This window comes from Saccharothrix sp. S26 (assembly GCF_021390395.1).
GTDB lineage: Bacteria > Actinomycetota > Actinomycetes > Mycobacteriales > Pseudonocardiaceae > Actinosynnema.
In genome coordinates, this window is sequence record NZ_JAJUWT010000015.1 from 183664 (window position 1) to 208261 (window position 24598).

Sequence of the window (24598 nt, forward strand, 5' to 3'; positions counted from 1 at the left end):
GAGCATGGCGACGGAGCGGGTGGACCTGCAGCTCAAGCGCTTGGTCCGGGAAGAGCGCGAGATCGACCTGGTGCTGACCGACACCCAGAACTGGGCGTCCCGGTCGCACCGCGAGCTGTACGAGGCGGTGCACAACAACAACGACCCCGGCCAGACCGGCGAGATCGGCGCGGAGTGGGGCCAGTTCGGCGCGGAGCTGACCGAGGCCGCGCGGCTGATCAACGAGCGGGTCGCGGTCAGCGAGTCCGGTTGGACGGGTGACGCGGCGGACGCGGCCCGCCTGGCGATCAAGGGCCTGGCCGACTGGGTCACGCACACCGCCGAAACCGCCGTCGAGGTCGGCAAGCGGGTGCAGGACGAGAGCCAGATCATGGAGAACGCCCGGGCGAGCATGCCCGAGCCGGTCGAGTTCAACTGGGACCAGGCCACGGGGGTGTTCACCGCGGGCGGCATCCAGGGGCTGGCCAGTTCCGCGGCCGACGTGCAGGCGGCCAACGACCACGCGCGGGCCTTGCACGAGCACGCCGTGACGGTCATGAGCACGATGGAGCGCGAGTCGCAGGCGGTCGACCAGACCACGCCGCAGTTCAGCGCGCCGTTCAACCCCGTCACCGGCCGCACCGAGGAGCCGCCGGTCGCGTTCATGCGGTCCACCTCGACCGCCACGCTGGCGGGCGCGGGCGTGGACGCCCTGAGCGCTTCCGGTGGCGCGACCGCGCCTTCGGCGTACACGGCGACGCAGCCCGCCCAGCCGACGCAGGCCGCCCAGACGTACCAGCCCGCGCAGTCGTACCAGCCGGCGCAGTCGACGTCGGGCACGCAACCGTCGGGCTACTCGCCGCCCGCCCCGTCGTACCCGACGACGGCCCCCGGCTCGTACGGCAGCCCCGGCACCTACACCAGCGGCTCCACGCCGTCGGCCCCGCCGGTGTACCGGCCCGAGGGCACGACGGCCGCCGCGGCGGCCGCGCAGGTGCCGGTGTCGAACCCGTACACGCCCCCGTCGAACAACCCGGGCTACAACTACACGCCTCCCGGCGGCGGCTACAACCCGCCCGGCAGCAGCGGTTACGTGCCGCCGTACCAGCCCGCGAACCCCAACGCGGTGCCCCGCCAGGGCGGCGGCACGCTGCCTCCCGGCGTGAAGCCGCCGGCCTACATCCCGGCCGGCAGCCCCGGCACCCCTCCGCTGCCCGGTGGCGGCGGTGCGGGCGGTGGCGGCGGTGGCGTGCCCGGCGGCCGGATGCCCGGCGGTGGGATGCCTCCGGGCGGCTTCGGCGGCGGCGGTGGCGGCTTCGGCGGCGGTTTCGGCCCGACCGGGTCCGGCGGGGCCGGCGGGGCTGGTGGCTCGCTGGCCGCCGGTGGGTCGACGGGCGCGATCGGCGGCCAGGGGCCGCGCGGCCCGATGCCGGCCGGCGGGTTCGGCCCCGGCGGCGCGGCGGCGGCGTCCCCGATGGCGGGTGGCGCACCGATGGGTGGCGCGCCGGCCGGCGGTCAGCAGGGCGAGGACAAGGAGCACCGGGCCGCGGCGTACATCCGCGGTGAGGACATCTTCGAGGTGCCCGGCGAGAACCTGCCCCCGTCGGTGATCGGCGGCGCGAAGCCCAAGAAGAAGGACCAACCGTGATCGAGCCGGAGTTCGTGCTCACGCCCCGTGAGCTGGACGTGCTGTGGCACCACCTCGACCTGGGGCGGCTGCCCTACCCGTTGGACGTGCCGAGCCTGGGCGACACGGAGGAGGAGCGCAAGCGGTTGCGGGAGGAGGTGCTCGCCGCGTACGGCGAGCCCGACCCGCGGCTGGTGGCGCTGCTGCGGCTGCTCGGTGACCACGAGGTGGCCGTGGACGCGGTCGCCCACGTGGACCGGGCGGTGCGCGCGGTGGCCGTGTCCGACGGGAACCGGGCGGCGTTGGCGGTGATCGACAGCGGTTCGGTGGGCGTGCTGGAGATCCGGCCGACGGCGTTGGCCCGGTCGATCGTGGAGGTGCTGCCGGACGGGTCCGCCGGGCCGGGCAGCGCGTTGTCGCTGCGCTTGGAGACGTTGACCGCCGCCGTGGCGCTGCAGAACGAGCAGCAGGACGACGAGGACGACGACCCGTGGGGCGGCGGCGGTGAGCTGGACGAGCGCGAGGCGTTGCAGAAGGCCGGCCTGTCGCGCGAGGACGCGACCGTGGTCAGCGAGCTGGCCTCCAGCCGGGTCGCGGGCGGCCAGTTCGGCGTGACCGTGGGCGGCGGCTACCGGCGCACGCGCGCGGGTGCGCTGATCACGTGGTTCGACACCCACCAGGGCCGCTACCTGATGGTGCACGAGGACGGCTGGCTGAGCCTCGCGCCGACCGACAACGACCGCATCGCCACCCGGATCGCCTCCGTCCTGTCCGCCGTCTCCTGACCCCCGGCTCCCGCCTCCCGAACGTAGGACTCTCGCGAGAGTCCTACGTTCGGAACGCGAGAGTCCTACGTTCGGAACACCCGAGTTGAACGCTCAGGACGCGCCCGCCCGGAACCGCTCCACCAGCCGCGAGTAGCTGTCGTCACCGTGCCCGGCCCGCACCGCGGCACGCACCAGCTCCGCCGTGCACGCCGGGAACTCCACGTCGATCCCCCGCTCACGGCTCTCCCGCACCAGGTCCTCGGCGGCCGGCAGGTGGTGCTTCAGCGCGCCGAACGGCACCGCGTACTCACCCCGGTCGACCTCCTCCGCCAACGACGGCAGGTAGCCGAGCAGCCCGGTCAACGACGCCGACGCCGCCTCCACGAACCGCTTCACCTCCACGCCCTGGCTCGACAGCAGCGCCGCGGCGTGCAGGAACCCGTTGAGCGTGCCCCACATCGTGCCGTTCATCGCCATCCCGAACAGCGCCGCCGCGCCCGGGTCGTCCCCCAGAAAAGTCGCGCGCCCGCCTATCAACAACAGCACCTCGGCGTGCTGCTCGAAAGCGGCTTCATCACCCCCGAAGAACACGACCGAATCGGGATGCCCGACAGCCGGCGCGATGGTCATGATCTGCCCGTGCACGTACCGCGCGCCGCGTCGCACGACCCACGCGGCCAGGTCACGCGCCTCCCCGGACGTCCCGTCGGACAGGTTCACCACCACCCGCCCGGATAGCGACCCGGCCGCCGCCAGGATCGACCGCGCGGCCTCGTTGCCCTTGACGTTCACCACCACGAGCTCGGCGCCCGCGACGGCCTCCTCCGCCGACGCCGCGCCCACCGCACCCTTGGCGACGAGCGCGTCCGCCTTGCCCGGCGTGCGGTTCCACACCGTGGTCCGCTGCCCGCCCTCGAGGAACGCCGTGGCCAGCGCGCTCCCCATCTCACCCAGACCCAACACCGTGACCGACATGGTCACGACGCTAAAACCTCGGGTGCACTGGAGATCAAGTACCCGCGGAGGTCACGGGCGGCTGAAGACCTGTGTTGATCGTCTTGCCGTGCCTGCGCGCTCGGCAAGTAAGCTGATCGGGACCACCGGTCCGCATTCCTCCATTCGAGTGACAAATGGTCCGGGAATGCGCGGAGAGCGACCCCCGTGACGATTGGCGCGCAGAGCTGAATGACGATGGCAGACACAGCGAGAGCCGATGACGAACCCGCTCAATCACGGGACGCGTTCGCACGCCGTTGGGCCGCCGCCGTCACCGATCCGGGCACCGAACCCGACGACCGGCTGATCGACCTGCTCGCCGGTTGCACCGACGACCTGCGCGCCGCCGTCGAGCACGACGGGTCGGCCGCACGGGCGCGCGAGGTGGGTCGCCGCCTGGTCGAGCACCACTTAGCGGGCACCGGCACCGTGGAGCGCACGCTCGCCTTCCTCGGCGAGCACCTCGCCGTCGACGACAGACCGCGACTGATGGCCGCACTGGGCGCGCTCGCCGCCGGTTTCACCGAAGCGCTGTGCCGCCGCACGCTCGACGAGCAGCAGCACGACCACGAGCTGAGCTCCACCCGGACGACCGAATCCGCGGTCCGGGCGAGTGAGGCGAAGTTCCGCGCCGTGTTCCAGACCTCGGCGCTGGCCATCGCGGTCGCCGACATCGACGGCGTGATCCTCGACTGCAACGACGCCATGCTCGCCCTGCTGGACCGCACTTCGGAGGAGCTGGTCGGCTCGCGGGGCCGCGACCTGGTCCACCCCGACGAGCGCGACCTGATCTCCCGCACCGCCCAGCAGCTGCACGCCGGTCGCGAGCACGTGCGCGCGGAGACCCGGCTGGTCAAGGCCGACGGCGAGCTGGTGAGCGTGGTCATCGCCATCGCCCTGCTGCGCGACGACGACGGCGAGCCCGCGTTCTACGTCACCCTGATCGAGAGCCTGGACGAGGTCCGCGCGTTGCAGTCGCAGCTGGTGCGGCAGAGCCTGCACGACGTGCAGACCGGCCTGCCGAACCGGGCGCAGTTCGTCGGCTGGCTGGAGGGCGCGGTCGGCACCCGCGGCCCCGCCACGCTCGCCCTCGTCGTGTTCGACCTCGACGGGTTCCGGGTGGTCAACGACGCGTTCGGGCACGACGTCGGCAACCGCGTCCTCACCGCCGTCGCCGGGCACCTGCGGTCGGTGTTCGACGGGATCGGGCAGTTGGCCCGGATCGGGCCGGACGAGTTCGGCGTGCTGATCCGCGACCCGGCGGACGTGGCGGGCGTCGTCGCGCTCACCGAGTCGGCCGTCGAGCTGCTCGCCGAACCCGTCTGGGTGGGTGACGACGGCATCGGCGTGACCGCCAGCGTCGGCATCGTGGTGCAGCCGGCCCGCGGCGCGGACGCGGTCGAGCTGCTGCGGTGCGTCGACCTGACCGTGCGGTGGGCCAAGGACGACGGCAAGGCGCAGTGGGCGCTCTACGACAAGGCCCGCGACCAGCGTGAACGCGCCCGGATGCGGCTGGCCGCGTCGATCTCCGGCGGGTTGGAGCAGGGCGAGTTCCGGGTCGACTACGAACCGGTGCACGCGCTGGCGGACGGGTCGCTGCTGGCCGTCGAGGCGCGGTTGCGGTGGGACCACCCGACCGAGGGCGTGCTCGACCCGCAGGAGCTGGTGTCGCTGTCGACGTGCACCGGCATGGCGGCGCGGCTGGGCAAGTGGGCCATCGCGCAGGCGTGCGCCGACGCGGGGCGTTGGCACGCGGAGTTCGGCGACGCCGCGCCCGTGCTGAGCATGGACCTGACCGCGCGGCAGTGCCAGGAGCCGGAGCTGGTGGCGACCGTGCGCGCGGCGTTGCGCGACAGCGGGCTGCCGGCGCGGCTGCTGCAGTTCGAGCTGAGCGAGCACCTGCCCGCGTTGATCAGCGAGGACCAGGTCGAGGAGCTGACCTACCTGGCCGAGCACGGCGTGCGGCTGGTGCTCGACCAGGTCGGCGGCGGCAACGTGCCGCTGGACCGGTTGCGGCGGATCCCGTTGACCGCGGTGAAGTTCCAGGGCTCACCGGTGTACGGGCTGGCCGAGGGCGCGGACCCGGTCGAGGAGAGCGCGGCCGTGACGCTGCTCTCGTGGACGCGCGGCACGTTGGGCGTGCCGCTGTTCGCGGCGGGCGTGCGCACCGGGGCCGAGGCCAGGCGGCTGGTGGAGCTGGGCGTCACGGGCGCGCAGGGTCCGCTGTTCGGGTCGAAGCTGCTGACCGCCGACGAGGTCCGCGGGATTCTTGGCAAGTCCTGATGGGACGCTCAGCTTGCTCATAGCCCGCGGGTCGACGCTGGACGCATGACGACACAGGGCTTCCCCGCCATGAGCGGGACGTTGGAGGAGCGGGCGCCGTTCTGGCGGCGTCGTACCGGCACGGTGATCACCTCGGCGGCGTTGGCGGCCGCGTTGTTCGGCGGTGTCACCGGCGGGGTGGTGGGCGCGATGAACGCCTCGCCCGCCTCGGTGACGCCGGTGAGCGGCCCGGTGGCGGCGAACGCCTCGTCCACCCTGGACGTCTCGGCCATCGCCGCGAAGGTGCTGCCGAGCGTGGTGCAGGTGAACGTGGTGTCGGCGCAGGGCCAGGGCATCGGTTCCGGGGTCGTGCTGACCGCGGACGGCCGGATCCTGACCAACAACCACGTGGTGGCGGGCGCGCGGGAGGTGACCGTGACGTTGAGCGACGGGCGCACCGCGGGCGCCTCCGTGGTCGGCACGGACCCGTCCAGCGACCTGGCGGTCGTGCAGGTGTCGGGGGTCAGCGGCCTGACGCCCGCCACGTTCGGCGACTCCGACCAGGTGAGGATCGGTGACCAGGTCGTCGCGATCGGCTCGCCGGAGGGGCTCCAGGGCACCGTCACGTCGGGCATCGTCAGCGCCCTGGACCGCACGGTGACCGTGCCGGGCACGTCCTCGGGCCGCCACGGCTCGTCGTCGGTCAGCTACCAGGCCATCCAGACCGACGCCTCGATCAACCCCGGCAACTCGGGCGGGCCGCTGGTCGACTCGGCGGGCCGGGTCATCGGCATCAACTCGGCGATCTACTCGCCCGCGTCCGACAGCGGTCAGGCGGGCAGCGTGGGCATCGGCTTCGCCATCCCGTCCGACCAGGTCCAGCAGATCGTCGGCCGGCTGTCGTGACCGGTGGGGCGTGGACGTCCGATCGCGGCCAGGCCGACGATCCCGTCGACCCGGCCGCGGTGGCGGGTGGCGCGACCGGCGGCCGCGCCACCCGACGGCCTCAGCCCAGCCACTCCGGCCGCAACGGCATGTGCGACGTGGTGCCGTCCAGCTTCACGCCCAGCACCTGGTGCAGCTGGATGTTGTTGCGCTCGAAGCCCAACCGGGACGCGGCCAGGTACAGCCGCCACACCCGGGCCCGGCCCAGCCCCACCTCGCTCACCGCGTCGTCCCAGTGCTTCTCGAGGTTCTCGCACCACGCCGCCAACGTCATGGCGTAGTGCTCGCGGAGGTTCTCCTCGTGCCGCACCTCGAACCCGGTGTCGTGCATCAGCGACACGATGTGCCCCGGCCCGACCAGCTCGCCGTCCGGGAACACGTACCGGTTGATGAAACCGCCGGTCCGCGCGGGCTGCTTGTTGTCCGGCCGGGTGATGCAGTGGTTGAGCATCCGCCCGCCGGGCTTGAGCTTGCCGTACAGCGACCGGAAGTACCCGGGCAGCTTCGCCTTGCCGATGTGCTCGGTCAGGCCGATCGAGCTGACCGCGTCGAACCCGGTCTCCCGCACGTCGCGGTAGTCGAGGTAGCGCACCTCGGCGAGGTCGGACAGCCCGGCCTCCACGATCGCCTTCTGCGCCCACTCGGCCTGGTTGCGCGACAACGTCACGCCGAGCGCCTTCACGCCGTACTCGCGCGCGGCGTGCATGACCATCCCGCCCCAGCCGCAGCCGACGTCCAGCAGCCGCATCCCCGGCTTGAGCCCGAGCTTGCGCGCCACCAGGTCGTGCTTGGCGAACTGCGCCTGCTCCAGGGTGGACTCCGCGGTCGGGTACACGGCGCACGTGTACGCCATGGACGGACCGAGGACCCACTCGTAGAACGTGTTCGACACGTCGTAGTGGTGCGCGATCGCCTCGCGGTCACGCGCCTTGGAGTGCCGCAGGCCGCGCAGCCGGCGCTCCTGCGGCGGCACCTCCACCTTCGTGCCCAACCGGGTGCGCCCGAGCGTGGCCAGCAGCTCCAACCGCTCACCCCACGGCACCTCGCGCAACGAGATCTCGGACAGCTGCTTCAACGCGCCGTAAACGTCGCCGATGATCTCCAGGTGCCCGGTCACGTACGCCCGCGCCAACCCCAGCTCACCCGGCGCGGACGCCAGGTACGACAACGCCTCCGGTGTGCGCACCTCGATGCTCACACCCGCGTCGGCCGGCCCCGCGTGGCTGCCGTCGTACGCGCTGAACCGCACGGACGCGCCACCTCCGACCGCCCGCTGGAACACCTCCGCCAACCGCATTGGCCCCGGCTCCCTTCACCTACGGAGAACACACTTGGCGTACAAATCGGGCAGCCGGCCCGCCGGGTCGTACCGCTTCTTCAGGTCCTGGTAGGTCGGGCCGCTGTAGTTGTCCCAGAACTCCTCCTCGTCGTAGTAGGAGTCGGAGTACAGCGACTTGTGCCCGCCCAGCTCGGTGACCTTCTCCTCGATCAGCCGGTTGCGGCTGCCCATCTCCTCGTCGGGCCGCAACGGCACCGTCGACCAGAAGCCGACGTTGACGTACAGCACGTCCGGGTCCATCGGGTACAGCGGCCAGTTCGTCCGGCTCCCGTCGGCCTGCTCCCTGAGCCGCACCGGGCACAGCCACACCGGGCTGATGCCGATCTCGCGGTGGAAGAAGTCGAGGAACTCGGCGAGCCGGTCGACCGGGATCTCCACGTCCTGGATCACCGGTTCCTGCACCGCCTTGCTCAACCGGGCGGACAGCTTGTGCCGCCGGTCCCACGCCACGACCTTGCGGTACACGTCCGAGCGCAGGTAGCGCTTGGGCACGAGCCGCCGCACGACCGGGTGCTGCACGCCGAACGCGCGCGAGCACCAGAACCAGTCGGTGTCCCACCGCCACAGGTAGTCGCGCACGGTCAGGTAGTCGACGCTGCGCCGCTGGATCGACCGGTAGTAGATGCCGTTGCCGGTGTAGTCCGAGGTGAACGGCGCGGTGTCGGCCCAGTTCGCCAGCGTCAGGTACTGCTCGCGGCCGGTGAACACGGTCCCGTCCACGAAGTCGACCGGTTCGCCCTGGTAGGAGCGCTCGGCGCAGACCCGCGCGATCACCTCGGCGCACTCGGCCGCGTCGGCGAACGGCACGTGCCGCAGCCGCACGTACGGTTTGACCGGTTCGAGCTCGATGTCCAACCGGAGCGTGTAGCCCAGCGTGCCGTAGGAGTTCGGGAAACCGCGGAACAGGTCGTCGCCCGGCTTCACCACGACGACCTCGCCGTCGCCGGTCATCACCTCGAGCTCGCGCACGGACTCGTGCGGCAGGCCGTTGCGGAACGAGCTGGACTCGATGCCGAGGCCGGCCACCGCGCCGCCCAGCGTGATCGTCTTGAGCTGCGGCACGACCAGCGGCATGAGGCCGTGCGGCAGGGTGGCGTCGACCAGGTGCTCGTAGGTCGTCATGCCCTGGACCTGCGCGGTCCGCGCCTCGACGTCCACCGACAGGACCCGGTCGAACCGGGCCACGTCGAGCCCGCCGCCCTGGTCGGCGCGGAACCGGAACAGGTTCGACGTCGACTTGGCCAGGCGCACCGGCGCACCGGCCGGGATCGCCGCGTACTGACCGCGCAACGCGGCCACCGCTCGCTCGTGGTCGGACTCCCGGCTCAGCCGTGCGTGATCCCTCACGGCACCGACGTTAGGCCGCCGGAGCTTGATCAGCACCCCCAAATTTCACGGCTGTCCAAGTTACCGACGAGTAGTACTCTAGGCGGTTATGACCCACGCCACTCATGAGGTGACCAACCAGGTCCCGCCGCTGGCCGGCCACGACGTCGCCGCGGACCCGGCGCTGCTGGACGGCCTGCGGCGCGGCGGCGCGGAGTGGGCCGAGGCCGACGTCCGGGAGCTGGGCGTGCTCGCGGGCACCCCGCACGTCCAGGACCTGGGACGGCTCGCCAACGCGCACCCGCCCGTGCTGCACACCCACGACCGGTACGGCCACCGGATCGACGAGGTCGAGTTCCACCCCGCCTGGCACGAGCTGATGACCACCGCCGTCTCGCACGGCCTGCACGCGGCCCCGTGGGCGGACGACCGGCCGGGCGCGCACGTCGCCCGCGCGGCCAAGTTCTACGTGTGGAGCCAGGCCGAGGCGGGCCACGGGTGCCCGATCTCGATGACGTACGCCGCCGTGCCCGCTTTGCGCCGTACACCCGTTTTGGCCCAACGGTTCGAGCCGCTGCTGGCGTCGCGCGAGTACGACTTCGGGCTGCGCGAGCCGTCGTCCAAGCGCGGGTTGATCGCGGGCATGTCGATGACCGAGAAGCAGGGCGGCTCGGACGTCCGGGCGAACACCACGCGCGCCGTGCCCGCCGGCGACCACTACCTGCTGACCGGGCACAAGTGGTTCACCTCCGCGCCGATGTCGGACCTGTTCCTGACCCTGGCGCAGGCGCCGGGCGGGCTGTCGTGCTTCGTGCTGCCGCGCGTGCTGCCCGACGGCACGCGCAACGCGATGTTCCTCCAGCGGCTCAAGGACAAGCTCGGCAACAAGTCCAACGCGTCCGCGGAGCTGGAGTACGACGGCGCGGTCGGGTGGCTGGTCGGCGAGGAGGGGCAGGGCGTGCGGACCATCATCGAGATGGTCAACATGACCCGGCTGGACTGCGTGCTCGGCTCGGCGGCCGGGATGAGGCTGGGGCTGACCCAGGCCACGCACCACGCGGCGCACCGCAAGGCGTTCGGCGCTTACCTGGTCGACCAGCCCGCGATGCGCAACGTGCTGGCCGACCTGGCGGTGGAGTCGGAGGCGGCGACCACGGTGGCGTTGTGGCTGGCGGGCTCGCGCAGCAGGCTGGGCCTCGCGGTGAGCAAGTACTGGGTGTGCAAGCGGGCGCCCGCGCACGCCGCCGAGGCGTTGGAGTGCTTGGGCGGCAACGGCTACATCGAGGACTCGGGGATGCCGCGGCTGTTCCGCGAGTCGCCGTTGATGTCCATCTGGGAGGGTTCGGGGAACGTGGCGGCGCTCGACGCGTTGCGCGCGCTCGGGCGTTCACCCAGTGCGGTGGAGGAGTTCTTCGGCGAGCTGGACGCGGCGCGGGGCGCGGACCGTCGGCTGGACGCGGCGGTCGACGGGATCAAGGCCGAGCTGACCGACGTGACGGACCTGGAGGTGCGGGCGCGGCGGTTGGTGGAGCGGATGGCGTTGGCGTTGCAGGGCGCGTTGCTGGTGCGGTACGGGCACCCGGCGGTGGCGGACGCGTTCTGCGCGTCGCGGCTGTCCGGCGACTGGGGCGTGGCGTTCGGCACGCTGCCGCGCGGGGTGGACTTCGGCGCGATCGTGGAACGGGGGTTGCCGAAGCCGTGAGCGCCGTGCGGGTGGAGCGGTCGGGTCCGGTGTTCACGGTGCTGCTGAACCGGCCGGACGTGCGCAACGCGGTGGACGGGCCGACCGCGCACACGTTGACCGAGGTGTTCCGCGAGTTCGACGAGGACCCGACCGCCGCGGTGGCCGTGCTGCACGGCGAGGGCGGCACGTTCTGCTCGGGCGCGGACCTGAAGGCGCTGGGGACGCCGCGCGGCAACGACGCGGCGTCACCGTCCGGGCCGATGGGTCCGACCCGGTTGCGGCTGTCGAAGCCCGTGATCGCGGCCGTGTCCGGGCACGCGGTGGCGGGCGGGTTGGAGCTGGCGCTGTGGTGCGACCTGCGGGTGGTGGACGCCGACGCGGTCTTCGGCGTGTTCTGCCGTCGCTGGGGCGTGCCGCTGGTCGACGGCGGCACCGTGCGGCTGCCGCGGCTGATCGGCACGTCCCGCGCCATGGACCTGATCCTGACGGGCCGCCCGGTGTTGGCCGACGAAGCCCTGGCCATCGGCCTGGCCAACCGCGTGGTCCCGCCGGGCACCTCCCGTTCGGCCGCCGAGTCCCTGGCGCTGGAGCTGTCGTCGTTCCCCCAACTGTGCCTGCGCCACGACCGCCTGTCCGTGCTGGAACAGGAGTCCCTCCCCGAACCGGACGCCCTGGCCAACGAACTGGCCCACGGCCTGACCTCCCTGACCGAGGTCGACCGGGGCCTGCGCCGCTTCCACTCGGGCCACGGCCGCCACGGCCACTTCTAACCCCCGCGAGAGTCCTACCTCCAGCACGCGAGAGTCCTACGTTCACGACCCCCGAGTTCAACGTTCGGCATACCGAGCGGTCGGTCGAGTGGTGAACTCGGGGGTTCCGAACGTAGGACTCTCGCGGCGTGAACGTAGGACTCTCGCGGGGGGTTAGTGGAGGCCCAGGTCGCGGGCGATCAGCATCTTCTGGACCTCGCTCGTGCCCTCGCCGATCTCCAGGATCTTGGCGTCGCGGTAGAAGCGGCCCACCGGGTACTCGTTCATGAAGCCGTAGCCGCCGAAGATTTGCGTCGCCTCACGCGCGTTGTCCATCGCCGCCTCCGACGACACCAGCTTCGCGATCGCCGCCTCCCGCTTGAACGGCTCGCCGCGCAGCATCTTCGCCGCCGCCTGGTAGTACGCCAGCCGCGCGGTGTGCGTGCGGGCCTCCATCTCGGCGATCTTGAACTGGATGGCCTGGTACTGCCCGATCTTGTGCCCGAACGCCTCGCGCTCGCCCACGTACCGCAGGCACTCGTCCACGCACCCCTGCGCCAGGCCGACGCCGATGGCCGCGATCGCCACCCGCCCCTCGTCCAACGTCTGGAGGAACTGCGCGTACCCCCGCCCGCGCTCGCCGACGAGGTTCGCCAACGGCACCCGGCAGTCCTGGAACGACAGCTCCCGCGTGTCGGACGCGTTCCACCCGACCTTGGAGTACTTCTTCGACACGGTGAACCCGGGCGTGCCCGACGGCACGATGATCGCCGAGATCTCCGGCTTGCCGTTCTCCCGCCGCCCGGTCACCGCCGCCACCGTCACCAACCCGGTGATGTCCGTACCCGAATTGGTGATGAACGCCTTGGTGCCGTTGAGCACCCACTCGTCGCCGTCGACCCGTGCGGTGGTCCGCAGGGCGCCCGCGTCCGACCCGCCGCCGGGCTCGGTCAGCCCGAACGCGCCCAGGACCGACCCCGAGCACAGCCGGGGCAGCCAGGTGGCCTTCTGCTCGGCCGTGCCGAACCGGAACAGCGGCATCGCGCCCAGCGAGACGCCCGCCTCCAGCGTGATCGCCACCGACGAGTCGACCCGCGCCAGCTCCTCCAGCGCCAGGCACAACGCGAAGTAGTCGCCGCCCATCCCGCCGAGCTCCTCCGGGAACGGCAGCCCGAACAGGCCCATCCGCCCCATCTTGGCGACGATCTCGTACGGGAACTCCTCGCGCTCGTAGAACCCGCCGATGACCGGCGCGACCTCGTCGCGCGCGAACTCCTGCACGGTCTTGCGCAGCGCTTCGTATTCCTCGTCAAGGCGGAAGTCCAGCATCGCTCACTCCTCGTGGGGCACGACGACGGCCAGGGGTTGGTCCAGCGCGACCTGTTGGCCCGCCTGGACGTGCACTTCGGTGAGCACACCGGCCACGGGTGACGTGACGGTGTGCTCCATCTTCATCGCTTCGACCACGAACAACGCCTGCCCGGCGGTCACGTGGTCCCCCGCCGCGGCCCGCGCCAGCAGCACCGTGCCGGGCATCGGACTGGTCACCGGTCCACCACCCGCGGCCGCACCCGAAGCGGCGACCTCCGACGGCCGGGTCTCGGTCAACGCCCAGGCGTGGCCGTCACGGCCCAGCCACAGCACGTCCCCGTCCCGGCACATCGCGTACCGCCGCCCGTCCACGACCAACCGGTCGCCGTCGACCCGCACCGCGTGCCGCACCGGTTCACCGCCCGCGACCGACACCTCGTCACCGCGCACCCGCACCTCGACGCCGTCGATCAGCCACCGGGTCCAGGCGTGCTCGCCGACCCGCCACCCGTCCGACCGGGCCCACGGGTCGTCACCGCCGCCCAACGACAGCTGCCGCTCCAACGCCGCCGCGGCCAGCACCTCGTCCGGCCGCTCGCCCGCCACGAGCGCGTCGAGCTTGCGCTCCACCAGCCCGGTGTCGAGCGCACCCGACCGCACGTCCGGGTCGACCAGCAACGCCCGCAGGAACGGCACGTTCGTCGTCACGCCCAGCACCGTGAACCGGCCCAGCGCCGCGTGCAGCCTGCGCAGCGCCTCGTCCCGCGTCGCCCCGTGCGCGATCACCTTGGCCAGCATCGGGTCGTAGTCGCTGCCCACGACGAGCCCGACGCGCAACGCCGAGTCGACCCGCACGTCGTCCGGCTCCTCCAGCGCCAGCACCGTGCCGCCGGTGGGCAGGAACCCGCGGGCCGGGTCCTCGGCGTACACGCGGGCCTCGACCGCGTGCCCGGTGAACGCCACCGAGGTGAACCCGAGCGGCTCGCCCGCGGCCACCCGCAACTGCCACTCGACCAGGTCGACCCCGGTCGCCAGCTCGGTCACCGGGTGCTCGACCTGGAGCCGGGTGTTCATCTCCATGAAGTAGTAGTCGCCGGACGCGCCGTCCACGATGAACTCGACCGTGCCCGCGCCGACGTACCCGACCGACCGCGCGGCCTCCACCGCCGCCGCGCCCATGGCCTCCCGCAGCTCGGGCGTCACCAGCGGCGACGGGGCCTCCTCGATGATCTTCTGGTGCCGCCGTTGCAAGCTGCACTCGCGCTCGCCGAGGTGCACGACCCCGCCGTGCGCGTCGGCCAGCACCTGGATCTCGATGTGCCGCGGGTTGCCGACGAACCGCTCGATCAGCAACGCGTCGTCGCCGAACGACCCGCGCGCCTCGCGCCGGGCCGACTCGATCGCGTCACGCAGCCCGGCCTCGGCCTCCACCAGCCGCATGCCCTTGCCGCCACCGCCGGCGGACGGCTTGAGCAGCACCGGGAACCCGATCTCCGCCGCCGCGGCCACCAGGTCGTCGTCGGTCATCCCGACCTCGGTTCGCCCCGGCACCACCGGCACGCCCGCCGCCGCCACGGTCAGCTTGGCGCGGATCTTGTCGCCCATCGCCTCGATCGCGTCGGCCGGCGGCCCGATGAACACCAGCCCGGCCTTCTCGCACGCCCGCGCGAAGTCCGCGTTCTCGGCGAGGAAGCCGTACCCGGGGTGCACGGCCCGCGCACCCGTCGCCAGCGCCGCTTCGACGACCCGTTCCACGGACAGGTAGCTCTCCCGCGCCGACGCGGGCCCGATCCGCACCGCCTCGTCGGCCAGCCGCACGTGCAGCGCGTCGGCGTCGGCGTCGCTGTAGACGGCCACCGACCGGATGCCGAGCCGCCGCAACGCGCGGATCACCCGCACCGCGATCTCGCCGCGGTTGGCCACCAGAACGCTGTCCACCATGCTCATCACATCCGGAAGACGCCGTAGGAAACCGGCTCGATCGGGGCGTTCGCCGCCGTGGACAACGCCAGGCCCAGCACCATCCGCGTGTCCATCGGGTCGATCACGCCGTCGTCCCACAACCTGGCCGTGGAGTAGTAGGGGTTGCCCTGGTCCTCGTACTGCTGCCGGATCGGCGCCTTGAACGCCTCTTCGTCGTCGGCCGACCAGGCGTCGCCGAGCTGGTCGCGCCGCACGGTCGCCAGCACGGAGGCCGCCTGCTCGCCACCCATCACGGAGATCCGGGCGTTGGGCCACATCCACAGGAACCGGGGCGAGTAGGCCCGCCCGCACATCGAGTAGTTGCCCGCGCCGAACGACCCGCCGATGACCACGGTGAACTTGGGCACCCGCGCGCACGCCACCGCCGTCACCATCTTCGCGCCGTGCTTGGCGATGCCCGCCGCCTCGTACTCGCGGCCCACCATGAACCCGCTGATGTTCTGCAGGAACACCAGCGGCACGGACCGCTGGTCGCACAGCTGGATGAAGTGCGCGCCCTTCAACGCCGACTCGCCGAACAGCACGCCGTTGTTGGCCACGATGCCGACCGGGTGGCCGTGGATGCGGGCGAAGCCGGTGACCAGCGTCGCGCCGTACTCCTTCTTGAACTCCTGGAACCGGCTGCCGTCCACGATCCGCGCGATCACCTCGCGCACGTCGTAGGGGGTGCGGCTGTCGGTCGGCACGACGCCGTACAGCTCGGCGGGGTCGACCGCGGGTTCCACGGCCGGCTCGACCTGCCACGGCCGCGGCGCGCGCGGTCCCAGCGTGCTGACGATCGAGCGCACGATCCGCAGCGCGTGGGCGTCGTCCTCGGCGAGGTGGTCGGTGACGCCGGACGTGCGCGAGTGCAGCTCGCCGCCGCCCAGCTCCTCGGCCGTGACGACCTCGCCGGTCGCGGCCTTCACCAGCGGCGGGCCGCCGAGGAAGATCGTGCCCTGGCCGCGCACGATCACCGCCTCGTCCGACATCGCGGGCACGTACGCGCCGCCCGCCGTGCACGAGCCGAGCACGGCGGCGATCTGCGGGATGCCGCGGGCGGACATGGTGGCCTGGTTGAAGAAGATCCGGCCGAAGTGCTCGCGGTCCGGGAACACCTCGTCCTGCCGGGGCAGGAACGCGCCGCCGGAGTCCACCAGGTAGACGCACGGCAGGTTGTTCTGCAACGCCACCTCTTGGGCGCGCAGGTGCTTCTTCACCGTCATCGGGTAGTAGGTGCCGCCCTTGACGGTGGCGTCGTTGGCGACGACCACGACCTCGCGGCCGGACACGCGGCCGACGCCCGTGATGACGCCCGCGGCGGGCGCTTCGTCGCCGTACATGCCGTTCGCGGCCAGCGGCGAGAGCTCCAGGAAGGGCGAGCCGGGGTCGAGCAGCGCGTCGACCCGGTCGCGCGGCAGCAGCTTGCCGCGCTCGACGTGCCGGGTGCGGGCCTTCTCCGGACCGCCGAGGGCGGCCTGGCGGAGCTTGGCGCGCAGGTCGTGCACGAGCCGCGCGTGTTCTTCGTGGTAGCGCCGGAAGGCGTCGGCCGACTTGTCGGCCGTGCTGCGCAGCACCGGGGCGTCCATCGGGCTCCTCGCGGTTAGCCGTCGTTAACCTGAGGAGATGTTAGCGGCTGTTAACGCCGGTTCACAAGCCGGAGGGGGCCGCGGGCGCGACCCCCTTCGGGTGGTGCCGTCGTAGGTCAGCCCGTGACGGCGGTGAGCTGCGGCAGGTAGCCGAGGCGCTGGCCGTTGCGGTTGGGGTGGTAGGACTCCTCCACCGGCCAGGACAGGCTGTTCAGCCACCAGTCCGACGAGCAGATCTCGTGCCCGGTGAACGGGGTGCGCAGGTCGCGGTAGGCGAACGCCTTCGCGCCCGCCTGGGCGGAGATGACCTGGTGCAGGGTGTCGGCGGCGGAGTTGATCGCCGCGCGCTTGGTGTCGCTCAGGCCGACCGAGCAGCTGCCCGGCACCTTGTACAGGCGCGGGTAGCCGAGCACGACGACGGTCGCGGACGGCGCACGGGTGCGGATCTGCGCGTAGACGTTGTCGAGCAGGCCCGGCAGGGTGCCGGTGGCGTAGGCCTTGGCCTGGTTGACCCGGTTCACGCAGGTGGAGTCGGAGCCGAACGTGCAGGTGGTGATCACGTCGGTGAAGCCCGCGTCGTTCCCACCGATCGAGATGCTGACCAGAGACGTCGACGCGGACAGCGCGCCGACCTGGTTGGCGAGCACGTCACCGGTCTTGGCGCCGGAGCAGGCCACGAACTTGAACGACGCCGGCGCGTGCGACGCGGCCCAGAGCGCCGGGTAGCTGTACTGGCTGCGCTTGCAGCTGCCGGAGTCGCTGTAGTACGAGCCGGTGCCCGTCCCGGACGAGTACGAGTCGCCGAGCGCGACGTAGTTCTCGCCGGCGGCTTCGGCCGGCACGACCAGCGCCAGCGCGGCGGCTATTGCCAGCGCGGCGCTGGACAGGGTTCGGACAAGGCGCATCGGAGCCTCCCGGAGGGAAACAACGCAGGGTGTGATGCGGAGCACAACAAGAGTTACCAGTAAGTAGTCCTATATAAAAAGAGTGGGTCAAGAGTTAACTACGCGTTTCGCCGGCCGGTCGGTGATCACTTCGCGACCGCCGGGTTAACGCCCGTTTACGTGGACTGGGCTGGACGTTTAAGATGAGCGGCGTGTCAGCCGAGCCAGCGAAGCAAACCCGCCGGGACCAGATCCTGGCCGCCGCCGCCGAGCTGTTCGCCCGGCACGGCTTCCACGGCGTCGGCATCGACGACATCGGTGCGGCCGTGGGGATTTCGGGGCCGGCGCTGTACCGGCACTTCCGCAGCAAGGACGCGATGCTGGGCGAGATGCTCACCTCCATCAGCGAGCGGCTGCTGGACGGCGGGCTGAACCGGGTGGCCGCGTCGGGCGAGCCGGGGCAGGCGCTTCGGGAATTGATCCGGTGGCACGTCGACTTCGCGCTGGACGACCCGGCGTTGATCACCGTGCAGATCCGCAACCTGGCGAACCTGACCGACCCCGACCGGCGGCGGGTGCGGGCCCTTCAGCGGCGTTACGTCGAGGTGTGGGTGGAGACGATCCGCAAGACGTCGCCGGAGGTGGACGAGCCGACCGCCCGTGCGGCGGCGCACGCCGTGTTCGGGTTGATCAACTCCACGCCGCACAGCGCGCACCTCGACCGCGACCAGATGGCCGCGTTGCTCTCGCAGATGGCGTTGGCGTCGTTGTCGGGCGCGCTGCCCGTGCGGCCGTGAACGCACAGGTCGCGTGTTCCGAGCGTTCAACTCGGGGGTCCTGAACGTAGGACACGCGCGTTCTGAAGGTACGACACGCGCGTTCTGAAGGTAGGACACGCGCGGTACGCTGGGCGGCCGATGGGTGACGATGCGGTGAACACCACCGGGGGGTGGCCGGGGCTCCGGTTGCTCGCCCGCCTGCCCGGCTGGTTCAGGTTCGTGCTCGTGGCGCTGGCCGTGTTCGTGTGCGGCGTGATCGCCTCCCGGCCGGCGGGCGCGACGGACACCTCCCCGTTGAGCGGCGACGTCGCGGTCGCGGCGAAGGCCGTCGAGGCGATGGCCCACCCATCGCCGACCGACCCGCTGACCGGGTTCCCGGCCGACTTCGACGAGGTCACCAACCGCAGGCCGATCACGATCACGGCGGCCGACGGGACCGTGCGCGCGATCGACCCCAACGGCGGCTGCTCCGGGCCCGCGGGCAACACCGAGTGGGACTTCGGCACCGGCTGCAAGGCCCACGACCTGGGCTACGACCTGCTGCGCTACGCCGAGCACAAGGGCAGGCCGCTCGGCCAGGAAGCCCGCAAGTCCCTCGACGCCCGCCTCGCCCGGGACATGCACGACCAATGCGACGCCAACCCGCGCGGCCACGCCACCCGGTGCCACGCGACCGCCCAGCTCTACGCGGCGGGCCTGGAGTTCAACTCGTGGCGGCAGCGCTGGGGGCCGCCCGGTCACGAGCCCGTGCTCGCCTGGGGCTTCGGCAGCGCCGTTGTGGTGTTCCTGCTGCTGGCCCGCCTGCCGCGCAAGCGGGGGCCCGACGAGCCGGCGGACGCGCCCCGGCCACGGGCCACCGACGACCGCTACGCCACGTTCCTGCGGCTGAGCGCGCTCGGCCTGGTGGTCGTCGGCCAGTCCCTGATCACCGTGCTGCACTGGGCGGGCGTGAGCGCGAACTGGCTGTGGCTGCTCACCTGGGCGCTGCAAGCCGCGCCCCTGTTCTACTTCGCGGGCGGCCACGCCAACCTCACCAGTTGGCACGCCGTGCAGGCCGAGCACGGCGGCTACGGCCGCTACCTGGCCGCCCGCATCTCGTGGCTGCTGCGGCCGGTGCTCGCGTTCGTGCTGGCCTGGCTGGTCCTGCCGCTGCCGCTGGAACTGCTCGACGTGGACAAGTCGCGGGTGGAGATGTTCGGCCGGCTCATCGCGAGCCCGCTGTGGTTCCTCGGCCTGTACCTGGTCGCGGTCGCCGCCACCCCGGTCATGGCCTGGCTGCACCGGCACGCCCGGCTGGCCACGCCGGTCGCCCTGGTCGCCGCCATGATCGTGGTCGACCTGGTCCGCATCGGCCTCACCTGGCGCACCGGCGGCTACCTCAACCTGGTGCTCGGCGCGCTGCTGCTGCAACAGCTCGGCTTCCACTACGCCGACGGCAGCCTGCACCGCCTGTCGCGCCAGGTCCTCGGCGCCCTCGCGCTCGCCGCCGTGCCCGCGTTGCTGGCGCTGATCACGTTCGGCGGGTACCCGCGCACGATGATGCCGCTGCCCGGCGAGGGCAGCTCCAACCTCAGCCCGCCGACCGTGTGCCTGCTCGTGCTGGGCCTGGCGCAGATCTGCCTGGCGCTGCTGCTCAAGGACCGCGTCACGGCCTGGCTCGCGGGCGGGCACCCGTGGCGGGTCGTCGAGTTCGCCCGCACCACGCCCATGACCGTCTACCTCGGCTACCTGACCGTGCTGGCCGCCGTGATCGGCGTGCTGGGCCTGCTGGACTCACCGGCCGCGTTCGACTGGGTCGCCACCAAGCCGCGCTGGCTGGCCGTCCTGGTGCTGCTGCTCCTGCCGGTCCTGCTGGTGTTCCACCGCTTCGAGCGCGACGCGGCGCTCAGCCCCTGCCGCACCCGCGAGACCCACCGCACCCGGCTCGCCGTCACGCTCGGCGCGGGCTACGGCGTGCTGGGCGTCCTCGGGTTCGTGGTCACCGGCTTCGCGGGCGAGGCGGGCACGCTGGTCGTGTTCAAGGTCGACCCGCTGCAGAACCTGATCCACCTGCTGCTCGGCTGGTACCTGCTGCACACCGCGCACGCCGGCACGTGCCACGGCCGCCGCCCCTGGCTGCTCACCGCCCTGGCCTGCGTGCCGCCGCTGCTGGTGCTCGAGCCGACCGGCTCGGTGGTGGTCCTGCACGGTGCGACGATCGCCGTGGCCCTGGCGGCGGCGGTGCCGAAGCAGCAGCAAGCACACGCAGGTGAACACCGGCAGCCACGTCCCGCGCTCCAGCACCCATAGCGCGTCCGACGGCGGTGTGTGCAGGCCGCGCAACGGCCCGAACACCGCGCCGGCCAGCGTCACCACCAGCAACGCGCTCTGGTGCACCAGGAAGATCGGCAGCGCCCGCGCGTTCAGCGCCCGTGCGAGCGACGTCCGGCCCAGAGGCGCCGGCCGCACCAGCAGCACCAGCCCCACCTGCGCCAACGCCAACGCCAGCGCGGCGGCCGAGGGCGGCGACAGGTTCGACTCCGCCGCACCCGGCACGCCCACCGCACTGGCCGGGTACCCGGCGTTCAGCAGCAGCGCGAACGCCCCGCCCCCGCACACCAGCAGCGCCGCGCCCCACGACCGGCTCAGCCCCCGTCGGGCGACGAGCACGCCCACCTGCCACGGGGCCCACCACACCGCGACCACGTTCACCCAGTCGACGTCCAGCGCCACCAGCGCGATCGGGATCGCCACGCCCCACCACCCCAGCCGCAGCGCCAAGGGCGTGCAGGCCAGCAGCACGACGTACACGGCGAGGAACCACAGCGGCGTGACGACGAGGTACCCGACCGTCATCACCGTCTGCTGCGGCGAGCCCCGCAACGACAGTCCGAACAGGACGGCGGCCCACGCGCCGAGCAGCACGGCCACCGGCGGCACGAGCCCGCGCGCCCGGGACCACCACGGCGCGCCCGAGCGGGCCGCCCCGAACCCCCCGGTGAAGAAGAACAGGCCCAGCGTCTGCAACACCCAGCTCGCGGGCGCCAGCTCCGGCACCCACCGCAGCGGGCTGTCGACCACCAGCCCGTCGCCGGTCAGCACCACGGCCGTGACCAGCCAGTGCCCCAGCACCACCCCGACGATGGCGATCGCACGTGCCGCGTCGATCACCGGGTCACGTCGCCTCATGGTCCCTCCCCCACCGCGATCCGGGCCAGGGCGCGCAAGGACGGCGTGCCCTCCCGGAAGTACTCGTCGTGCCTGATGTCACCGACGTCGAACACCCGCGCGCCGAACGCCGGGTCGACCGGGTCGGGCCCGTGCCCCAGGTCGCCCAGCCGCACCGAGGGCACCCACCGCGTCCAGTCCCGACCACCCCGCGCCGCCCACACCCGCGCGCCCGAGGTCACCGCGTCCACCCGCACGCCGGGCGACCCGAGGAACACCACGTCGGCCGCGGGCGGCTGGGCCAGGCCGCACACCACCGACCCGTAGCTGTGGCACATCAGGTGCACCTGCCCGGGCAACGTCCGCACGTACTCGTCGAGCGCGACGGCGCCCGCCCGGGCCAGCCGACCGCCCGCCGCGTCCACGCCCAGCCCGGACGGCGTGCGGTACCCCAGCCACGCGACCACGGCCACGTCGTCGCGCCCGACGGCGGCGTGCAGCGCGCGTGCCATCCGCCCGACCGTGCCGTCGAACCGCTCACCGTCCACATCGGACCCCGGCACGACGACCGCGACGTGCGCGGCCCGGGCCAGGTCGCCGTGCACCTCGACCCGGGGCGTGAACGGGGGCGGGTCGCCACCCGGCGTCGCGAGCACCAGCAGCGCCGCCACCAACGCGATCTTCTTCGGCATGGCGCCGAAGCTACGAAGACCACCCGCCCCGGATCGTCACCCCGCGGTGCCGTTCCCGGCGTGCTACCCGGGTACCACCAGACCGGACTCGTAGGCCGCGATCACGGCCTGCGCCCGGTCGCGCAGGCCGAGCTTCATCAGCACCCGGCTCACGTGCGTCTTCACCGTCTGCTCGGCCAGCACCAGGTGCGCGGCGATCTCGCCGTTGGACAGGCCCCTCGCGATCAGCCGCAGCACCTCGGTCTCCCGCTCGGTCAACGCGCTCAACGCGGCGGGCTTCACCACCCGCGCCGGCCGCGCCTTCACGAAGTCCTCGATGAGCCGCTTGGTCACCGACGGCGCGAGCAGCGCGTCACCGCGCGCCACCACCCGCACGGCGGCCAGCAGTTCGCTCGCGGGCGCGTGCTTGAGCAGGAACCCGCTGGCACCGGCCCGCAACGCCTCGTAGACGTAGTCGTCCAGGTCGAACGTGGTCAGCACGAGCACCTTGACCGGGTCGTCGGCCAGCAGCCGGGTCGCGGTCAGCCCGTCCATCTCGGGCATCCGCACGTCCATGAGCACCACGTCCGGCCGCAACCGGCGCACCTCGCCGACGGCGGCGACGCCGTCACCGGCCGACCCGACCACGCTGATGTCGTCCTGGGCGTCCAGCAGCGCGGAGAAGCCCTCGCGGACCATCTCCTGGTCGTCGGCCACCAGCACCCGGATCACGGCGTGCCCACCGGAACGGTCGCGACCACCTCGAACCCCCCGTCCGCGGTCGGCCCGGCGGTCAGCGAACCGCCGTGCACCGCCACCCGTTCCGCCATGCCCTTGAGCCCGTGCCCGCCGCCACCGCCGCGCGACGGCCCGCCGGCGGTGTTCCGCACGACGACCCGGAGCTCCCCGCCCACGAGGTCGACGGTGACCGCCGTCGTCGAGCCCGGCGCGTGGCGGCCCGCGTTGGTCAGCGCCTCCTGCACGATCCGGTACGCGGTCAGCCCGACCGCGGGCGGCACCTCGGCGTCGGCCACGGACGCGTCCGCGTGCAGCGACCTGATGTCGGTCAGCCCCGGCTGCGGCGCCCGGTCGGGCCGCTGGTCGTCGGCCCGCAGCACGCCCAGCAGCTGCTGCATGTCGGTGATCGCGGCCCGTGCCGCCGCACCCAGCTCGGCGAACTCCCGCTTGCCCGCCTCGGGCAGGTCGGCGATCCGGTAGGGCGCGGTCTCGCACCGCACGACCACCAGCGACATGTGGTGGGCGACCACGTCGTGCATCTCTCGGGCGATGCGGGCGCGTTCGACCAGCGCCGCCTTCTCGTCCCGCTCCTCGTGGAACCGCTGCTCGGCCCGACCGCGCGCGCCGACCGCGTACCCGACCAGGAGCACCAGGAGCAGGAAGCCGGTGGCCGGCAGCACGGCGGCGGGCCGGTCGAGGGTGAACAGCACGCCGACCGTGATCGACGCCACGAGCAGCACGACCCGGCCGCGGTGCGCGGTGGCGACGGCCAGCAGCACCGCCACGTACCACCACCACTGCCAACTGCCCAGCACGGACGGTTCGGAGGGCATCAGCAACTTCATCGCCACCAGGCCGGCCGTGGCCAGCCGCCACGCCAGGAGGGTGGAGCGCAGGGTCAGCGCGGTGCTGCCGGCGATGACCGCGAACAGCACCGGCCACCAGCCGTCCGGATCCTCGCTGGTGACGTAGTCCGAGCTCACGACGATCCCGATGACCAACCCGTAGGCCGGCACCACCAGCGTCAGCGGCCGGCGGAAGCGGAAGCCGTCGAAGACCCGCGACCGGTCGCGGAACAGCACGACCTGGAGGAGAGTGCGGATCACGGCCCCGATGCTAGGCGGCAGGCCGCGCCCGCACATGCCCCCGTGGGTTGTCATACCCCGGTAGCACGCCGGCCGCCGTGCCCGTCCCACATCGGCCTATACCGGACGGTCCACGCCCCGGACAAGGCGTTGCGGCGGGCGAACACCACCGGGTAGGCAATATGCGAGAGCTGTGCGCCCCTACTCCGTGTTGGAAGATGGCTGAATGCACCCGCAGCAAGATCCGGATCGCTGGTCGCGGCTCCAGGCCGTGGCCGGCGAGGCCCTGACCGCAGCCAAGGTCGGGGAGGACGCTGTCGCGGTCGACCTGGTCACCGGGTATCTCAGCGGCTCGCCCGAGGGCAACGAGGAGATCCGGGAGCTGGTCCTCCTGCTGTTCAGCGAGTGCAGCGCCATGGTCGCCGCGCTCGGCTCGGGCGGGGCGACACCGGTCAAGATGCAGGTCTTCGACGAGGACGGGCAGGAGGTGCCGATCGACGACGCCGACCCGCCCGTGCGCACCGCGATCCGCACGCTGCTCGCCGAGGTGCACGGCGACCAGGAGGCCGCGGCCGAGCAGATCGAGATCGCGCTGGCCAACGGGCAGCCGCAGGAGCTGGCCACGGTGGTGCTCCAGGCCCTGCGCTGGACGGTGAAGCTGGCCGTGGAGTGCGGCCTGCGCGACCTGCCCGTCTCGCCGTGGATCGCCACCGCGTTGGACGAATAGTCCTGTTCGCCCGGTTCCCGCGCGCGACCGC

General features: G+C 72.5%; 19 protein-coding genes and 2 pseudogenes. 9 read left to right on the plus strand and 12 right to left on the minus strand.

What is annotated here, in order from left to right; genetic code table 11:
• Nucleotides 1-4: 4 nt before the first annotated feature.
• Nucleotides 5-1627: a PPE domain-containing protein gene (locus LZG04_RS25005; protein WP_233820788.1), complete on the plus strand. Its 1623-nt coding sequence runs from the start codon at nt 5-7 to the stop codon at nt 1625-1627.
• A complete protein-coding gene (locus tag LZG04_RS25010; RefSeq protein WP_233820790.1) occupies nt 1624-2391 on the plus strand; it encodes an ESX secretion-associated protein EspG in 768 nt (255 codons plus the stop codon). Before LZG04_RS25005 ends, LZG04_RS25010 begins: the two co-directional genes overlap by 4 nt.
• Before the next feature lie 93 nt (nt 2392-2484).
• Here LZG04_RS25010 and LZG04_RS43070 read toward each other — a convergent pair whose 3' ends face one another.
• Complete coding sequence (locus LZG04_RS43070) at nt 2485-2919, minus strand: hypothetical protein (RefSeq protein WP_374202875.1); 435 nt, start codon at nt 2917-2919, stop codon at nt 2485-2487.
• Nucleotides 2902-3357: pseudogene (locus LZG04_RS43075) on the minus strand (NAD(P)-binding domain-containing protein); the annotation flags it as partial. The gene LZG04_RS43070 and the pseudogene LZG04_RS43075, both read right to left, overlap by 18 nt.
• Nucleotides 3358-3564: 207 nt before the next feature.
• Between LZG04_RS43075 and LZG04_RS25020 the strand changes: the two are divergent.
• Together LZG04_RS25020 and LZG04_RS25025 are read left to right on the plus strand one after the other, a co-directional pair.
• Nucleotides 3565-5652 (plus strand): bifunctional diguanylate cyclase/phosphodiesterase, encoded by a 2088-nt coding sequence (locus LZG04_RS25020; protein ID WP_233820794.1) that lies wholly within the window; start codon nt 3565-3567, stop codon nt 5650-5652.
• Between the two features lie 45 nt (nt 5653-5697).
• The gene (locus tag LZG04_RS25025) at nt 5698-6537 is read left to right on the plus strand and encodes a S1C family serine protease (protein WP_233820796.1); all 840 of its coding nucleotides are present in this window, start codon (nt 5698-5700) and stop codon (nt 6535-6537) included.
• Nucleotides 6538-6637: 100 nt separating this feature from the next.
• Here the strand turns inward: LZG04_RS25025 and LZG04_RS25030 are convergent, their stop codons facing one another.
• On the minus strand, nt 6638-7873 hold the full coding sequence (locus LZG04_RS25030) for a class I SAM-dependent methyltransferase (RefSeq protein ID WP_233820798.1): 1236 nt from the start codon (nt 7871-7873) through the stop codon (nt 6638-6640).
• A 15-nt stretch (nt 7874-7888) separates the two neighbouring features.
• Complete coding sequence (locus LZG04_RS25035) at nt 7889-9262, minus strand: FAD-binding oxidoreductase (protein WP_233820800.1); 1374 nt, start codon at nt 9260-9262, stop codon at nt 7889-7891.
• Nucleotides 9263-9350: 88 nt separating this feature from the next.
• On the opposite strand from LZG04_RS25035, the gene LZG04_RS25040 reads away from it, so the two are divergent.
• Together LZG04_RS25040 and LZG04_RS25045 are read left to right on the plus strand one after the other, a co-directional pair.
• Entirely contained in the window at nt 9351-10943 is a 1593-nt protein-coding gene (locus LZG04_RS25040) for an acyl-CoA dehydrogenase family protein (RefSeq protein ID WP_233820809.1), read from the plus strand.
• Nucleotides 10940-11695, plus strand: coding sequence for a crotonase/enoyl-CoA hydratase family protein (locus tag LZG04_RS25045; protein WP_233820811.1), 756 nt, complete (start codon nt 10940-10942; stop codon nt 11693-11695). The genes LZG04_RS25040 and LZG04_RS25045 overlap by 4 nt, the downstream gene beginning before the upstream one ends.
• A 153-nt stretch (nt 11696-11848) precedes the next feature.
• Here the strand turns inward: LZG04_RS25045 and LZG04_RS25050 are convergent, their stop codons facing one another.
• The 4 genes from LZG04_RS25050 to LZG04_RS25065 form a co-directional block, all read right to left on the minus strand.
• A complete protein-coding gene (locus LZG04_RS25050) occupies nt 11849-13003 on the minus strand; it encodes an acyl-CoA dehydrogenase family protein (RefSeq protein WP_233820813.1) in 1155 nt (384 codons plus the stop codon).
• A 3-nt stretch (nt 13004-13006) separates the two neighbouring features.
• Entirely contained in the window at nt 13007-14926 is a 1920-nt protein-coding gene (locus LZG04_RS25055) for a biotin carboxylase N-terminal domain-containing protein (RefSeq protein WP_308199290.1), read from the minus strand.
• Between the two features lie 5 nt (nt 14927-14931).
• The gene (locus LZG04_RS25060) at nt 14932-16536 is read right to left on the minus strand and encodes a carboxyl transferase domain-containing protein (RefSeq protein ID WP_233820817.1); all 1605 of its coding nucleotides are present in this window, start codon (nt 16534-16536) and stop codon (nt 14932-14934) included.
• Nucleotides 16537-16652: 116 nt separating this feature from the next.
• On the minus strand, nt 16653-17441 hold the full coding sequence (locus LZG04_RS25065; protein ID WP_233820819.1) for an SGNH/GDSL hydrolase family protein: 789 nt from the start codon (nt 17439-17441) through the stop codon (nt 16653-16655).
• Between the two features lie 182 nt (nt 17442-17623).
• Between LZG04_RS25065 and LZG04_RS25070 the strand changes: the two genes are divergently transcribed.
• Nucleotides 17624-18217 (plus strand): TetR/AcrR family transcriptional regulator, encoded by a 594-nt coding sequence (locus LZG04_RS25070; RefSeq protein WP_233820821.1) that lies wholly within the window; start codon nt 17624-17626, stop codon nt 18215-18217.
• Nucleotides 18218-18337: 120 nt separating this feature from the next.
• Nucleotides 18338-20488, plus strand: coding sequence for a phospholipase A2 (locus LZG04_RS25075; protein WP_233820823.1), 2151 nt, complete (start codon nt 18338-18340; stop codon nt 20486-20488).
• A gap of 18 nt (nt 20489-20506) precedes the next feature.
• On the opposite strand, the pseudogene LZG04_RS25080 reads toward LZG04_RS25075, so the two are convergent.
• The 4 genes and pseudogenes from LZG04_RS25080 to LZG04_RS25095 all read right to left on the minus strand — a co-directional run.
• Nucleotides 20507-21367: pseudogene (locus LZG04_RS25080) on the minus strand (acyltransferase family protein); the annotation flags it as partial.
• Nucleotides 21364-22038 carry an alpha/beta hydrolase gene (locus tag LZG04_RS25085; protein ID WP_233820825.1) on the minus strand — a complete coding sequence of 225 codons (675 nt, stop codon included), beginning with the start codon at nt 22036-22038 and terminating at the stop codon, nt 21364-21366. The gene LZG04_RS25085 and the pseudogene LZG04_RS25080, both read right to left, overlap by 4 nt.
• A 63-nt stretch (nt 22039-22101) precedes the next feature.
• On the minus strand, nt 22102-22749 hold the full coding sequence (locus tag LZG04_RS25090) for a response regulator transcription factor (RefSeq protein ID WP_233820827.1): 648 nt from the start codon (nt 22747-22749) through the stop codon (nt 22102-22104).
• Complete coding sequence (locus LZG04_RS25095; RefSeq protein WP_233820836.1) at nt 22746-23861, minus strand: histidine kinase; 1116 nt, start codon at nt 23859-23861, stop codon at nt 22746-22748. The genes LZG04_RS25090 and LZG04_RS25095 overlap by 4 nt, the downstream gene beginning before the upstream one ends.
• Before the next feature lie 205 nt (nt 23862-24066).
• Here LZG04_RS25095 and LZG04_RS25100 point away from each other — a divergent pair, with 205 nt between their 5' ends.
• Nucleotides 24067-24567, plus strand: coding sequence for a hypothetical protein (locus LZG04_RS25100; RefSeq protein ID WP_233820838.1), 501 nt, complete (start codon nt 24067-24069; stop codon nt 24565-24567).
• The last annotated feature ends 31 nt before the right edge of the window (nt 24568-24598 follow it).

Excerpts from the sequence above, each read along its gene's own strand:
- LZG04_RS25005 (WP_233820788.1), top strand. The coding sequence starts at position 5 with ATGGCGACGGAGCGGGTGGACCTGCAGCTCAAGCGCTTGGTCCGGGAA.
- LZG04_RS25020 (WP_233820794.1), top strand. The coding sequence starts at position 3,565 with ATGGCAGACACAGCGAGAGCCGATGACGAACCCGCTCAATCACGGGAC.
- LZG04_RS25025 (WP_233820796.1), top strand. The coding sequence starts at position 5,698 with ATGACGACACAGGGCTTCCCCGCCATGAGCGGGACGTTGGAGGAGCGG.
- LZG04_RS25030 (WP_233820798.1), bottom strand. The coding sequence starts at position 7,873 with ATGCGGTTGGCGGAGGTGTTCCAGCGGGCGGTCGGAGGTGGCGCGTCC.
- LZG04_RS25040 (WP_233820809.1), top strand. The coding sequence starts at position 9,351 with ATGACCCACGCCACTCATGAGGTGACCAACCAGGTCCCGCCGCTGGCC.
- LZG04_RS25050 (WP_233820813.1), bottom strand. The coding sequence starts at position 13,003 with ATGCTGGACTTCCGCCTTGACGAGGAATACGAAGCGCTGCGCAAGACC.
- LZG04_RS25055 (WP_308199290.1), bottom strand. The coding sequence starts at position 14,926 with ATGGTGGACAGCGTTCTGGTGGCCAACCGCGGCGAGATCGCGGTGCGG.
- LZG04_RS25060 (WP_233820817.1), bottom strand. The coding sequence starts at position 16,536 with ATGGACGCCCCGGTGCTGCGCAGCACGGCCGACAAGTCGGCCGACGCC.
- LZG04_RS25065 (WP_233820819.1), bottom strand. The coding sequence starts at position 17,441 with ATGCGCCTTGTCCGAACCCTGTCCAGCGCCGCGCTGGCAATAGCCGCC.
- LZG04_RS25070 (WP_233820821.1), top strand. The coding sequence starts at position 17,624 with ATGAGCGGCGTGTCAGCCGAGCCAGCGAAGCAAACCCGCCGGGACCAG.
- LZG04_RS25075 (WP_233820823.1), top strand. The coding sequence starts at position 18,338 with ATGGGTGACGATGCGGTGAACACCACCGGGGGGTGGCCGGGGCTCCGG.
- LZG04_RS25085 (WP_233820825.1), bottom strand. The coding sequence starts at position 22,038 with ATGCCGAAGAAGATCGCGTTGGTGGCGGCGCTGCTGGTGCTCGCGACG.
- LZG04_RS25100 (WP_233820838.1), top strand. The coding sequence starts at position 24,067 with ATGCACCCGCAGCAAGATCCGGATCGCTGGTCGCGGCTCCAGGCCGTG.